This window comes from Nocardiopsis sp. TNDT3 (assembly GCF_003427465.1).
In the GTDB taxonomy this organism is placed as follows: Bacteria; Actinomycetota; Actinomycetes; order Streptosporangiales; family Streptosporangiaceae; genus Nocardiopsis; species Nocardiopsis dassonvillei.
In genome coordinates this window covers 1-3067 of record NZ_QPFC01000978.1, presented here as the reverse complement: position 1 = coordinate 3067, position 3067 = coordinate 1, and the positions used below count along the sequence as shown (strand labels likewise).

The 3067-nt window shown below is 72.1% G+C and carries 2 protein-coding genes; one reads left to right on the top strand and one right to left on the bottom strand.

Features of this window, described 5'->3' with window-relative positions; genetic code table 11:
* Positions 1 to 1071, bottom strand: a 1071-nt coding sequence (locus DQW06_RS22505; RefSeq protein ID WP_117199258.1) for an FAD-dependent oxidoreductase, incomplete at its 3' end; no start/stop codon positions are given.
* A gap of 356 nt (positions 1072 to 1427) precedes the next feature.
* Between DQW06_RS22505 and DQW06_RS22500 the strand changes: the two genes are divergently transcribed.
* Positions 1428 to 3017, top strand: a complete 1590-nt coding sequence (locus DQW06_RS22500) for an FAD-binding oxidoreductase (RefSeq protein WP_117199257.1) — start codon at positions 1428 to 1430, stop codon at positions 3015 to 3017.
* Positions 3018 to 3067 lie beyond the last annotated feature (50 nt).

Here is a 3067-nt window from a genome sequence, read left to right as displayed (position 1 = left end):
CTCCAGGTGTTCCCAGTCCCCGTCTCGCGTGCCCAGGATCCCGGCGGCCTCCGCCCGCACCTCGGCCTCCGGGGGCTGGTGGGGTCCCACCGTGGAGGAGGCGATCAACGCCCGGCCGGGCGGGGCGTAGGACGGGGCGGTGGCCGTCAGCACCATGACGCTGCTCAGCCTGGTCCCGCTGCGCCGGGAGCGCCCGTCCACGTGCAGGAGCGGGTCGTCGTCGGGTCCGGCGGGACGGGAGTGGTAGTAGGTGGTGGCGGGGTTGAGCACCGGCGCGGGCAGCGAGGGCAGGAGCTTGGACACCGCTCCCGGACCGACCGCGACCACGACGGCGCGGGCGTGGACGGTGCCCGCCTCGGTGCGCACCAGCCCCGGCGCCACCTCGTACACGGGCGTCCCCAGAAGGAACCGCGCGCTTCCGGCGCGCGCCGCGAGCTGGTCGGAGACGGCCTGGATCCCCGCCTCCGGAACGGCCAGCCGCCCCCGCGCGAAGCTGCGCCAGACCAGGTCGTTGACCCTGCTGGACGTGCCCAGGGACTCGTCCAGGAAGACGCCGGTCAGGAAGGGGCGCACCAGGGTGTTCACGGCCCGTTTGCCCAGGCCGAGGCGGCGCAGCGCGGTGAGGGTGTCGGTCTCGGGCCGGGCCTTGATCCGGTCGGCCGGTTCGAGGGCGTCCGCGGCCACGGCGCGCAGCAGGCGGAAGAGGTCGGAGGGGCGGACGAGCGATCCGGACAGCAGGGACAGCGACGACAACGCCCCGGAGGGCGACGGGCGCAGCCGCAGCAGCCCCCGGTCGGTGCGCACGGCCATCCCCTTGGGGAAGGACCGCAGTCGCAGGGCGTCCAGGTCCAGGCGGCGGCGCACGGCCGGGTAGGCGGTGTTGAGGATCTGGAAGCCGCGGTCGAGCACATAGCCGTCCCGCACGTCGCTGCGGACGCGTCCCCCCACGGACTCCCCGGCCTCCACGACGGTCACGTCGAGCCCGGCGGCGGCCAGGTCGGCGGCGGCGGCCAGTCCGGCCATGCCCGCCCCCACGACCACGGCGTCGCAGCGCTGCGGCAGATCAGTCATGGCGCCAGAGTAGGCCAGCCGCCCGCGCCCGGCCCGGACGCGGACCGGCGAGCCGCGCGGGGCCCCGCCGGTCGCCCGTGGGGCTCCAGGGGGACTGGAACGGTGACAGGAAGCCGGAGGGGTTCCAGGAGGGCTCAAGGGTTCCGGGAACTCGGATGCCGCAGAGGGGATTCCTCCGGCTCCGCCCCTGGTCAGGGGCGCGTATGCACGAAAAGCCTTTTCGGCGACCGGCCCTCACCCCTTACGGGCCGCCATCACCGTCCGTAACCACGCAGGGCGCATCGGTCGCTTTTCGCATCCGATCACGCCGGGTAACCCCAAGGCGTCTCGTTGTCCTCGCAGCTCAGGCGGCTCACATGTCCCACAGCCACGGCATTCCTCCCCTGACCACCGTCAAGCCCTCCGACAAGCGCTACCCAGCCCTCGACCGAGGGTTCAACCAGCGTTGGATCGCCCGTCCCGACTACGTGCGGTTGGTGGCCACACCCGAGGGCGCCGCCCGCGCCCTGTCCGAGGCGGTCAACCGGACGACCGCGGACCTGGACCGCACACGGATCACCGTGCGCTCGGGCGGCCACTGCTACGAGGACTTCGTCTGCGGCGACGACGTCCGCGTGATCCTGGACGTCAGCCCCATGTGCGGGATCGGCTACGACCCCGGACTGGAGGCGTACTGCGTGGAGGCGGGCGCCACCAACTGGCACGCCTACAGCCACCTGTATCCGCTCAGCGGGAAGGCCCTGCCGGGCGGGTCCTGCTACTCGGTCGGCATGGGCGGTCACATCACCGGGGGCGGCTACGGTCTGCTCTCCCGCCAGTACGGGCTCACCGTGGACTACCTGTACGCGGTGGAGGTGGCGGTGGTACGCCCCGACCGCTCGGTCGAACTCGTCCTGGCCACCCGGGACGACCCCGACCCCGACCGCCGGGAGCTGCTGTGGGCGCACACCGGGGGCGGCGGCGGGAACTTCGGGATCGTCACCCGGTTCTGGTTCCGCGACCTGCCCGAACCCCCGTCGAACGTGCTGCTCAGCGGCCTCTCGTGGAAGTGGTCGGACTTCACCAAGGACGACTTCGCCGCCCTGGTCACGGCGTACGGCGAGTACTTCCGCGACCACCAGGACCCGGACGAGGCGTCCGGCAGGCTCTTCGCGCTGCTCAAGCTCAACCACGTCAGCAACGGGGAGATCGGCCTCGTCGCCCAGGTCGACGCCGACGACCCCGAGGGCGGGCGGGCCATGGAGGAGTTCCTGGACGCCGTCGACGGCCGGATCGCACCGGAGTCCGGACAGATGACGACCCCCATGGGGGAGCACCCCGCGGTCCAGGGCATGCAGACCCCCCGGAAGCTGCCCTGGCTGACGGCCACCCAGGTACTCAACGGCTCCGGCGAGAACCAGTGCGGCAAGTACAAGTCGGCCTATCTGCGCAAACCCTTCAGCGCGGCGCAGATCGAGGCCATGTGGGCCTATCTGGGCAAGGAGCACTACACCGACTACGTCAACAAGGAGGCCCTGATCCAGGTCGACTCCTACGGCGGGGCCGTCAACCAGCCGCCGGTGGACACCGCCGTGCCCCAGCGCGACTCCGTGCTCAAGGTGCAGTACCAGGTCTACTGGAAGCGCACCGAGCCGGACGCCGACGTGGAGCGGCACATCGCTTGGATCCGCGACACCTACCGCAAGACGTTCGCCTCCACCGGCGGGGTCCCCGTGATCGGCGACGCCACCGACGGGTGCTACGTCAACTACCCGGACGTCGACCTCGGCGACCCGGCCTGGAACACCTCGAAGGACCGCTGGTCGAAGCTCTACTACAAGGACTCCTACCCCCGGCTCCAGCGGGTGAAGAAGCGGTGGGACCCGCTCAACGTGTTCCGGCACCGGCAGTCGGTCGAACTCCCCGCGTCGGCGGACGGTGCCGGTCAGGGCTCCGGATCCTCCTGAGCCGGGGCGCACGGAGGGGGCCCGCCGCGTGCGCGACGGGCCCCGCCCCC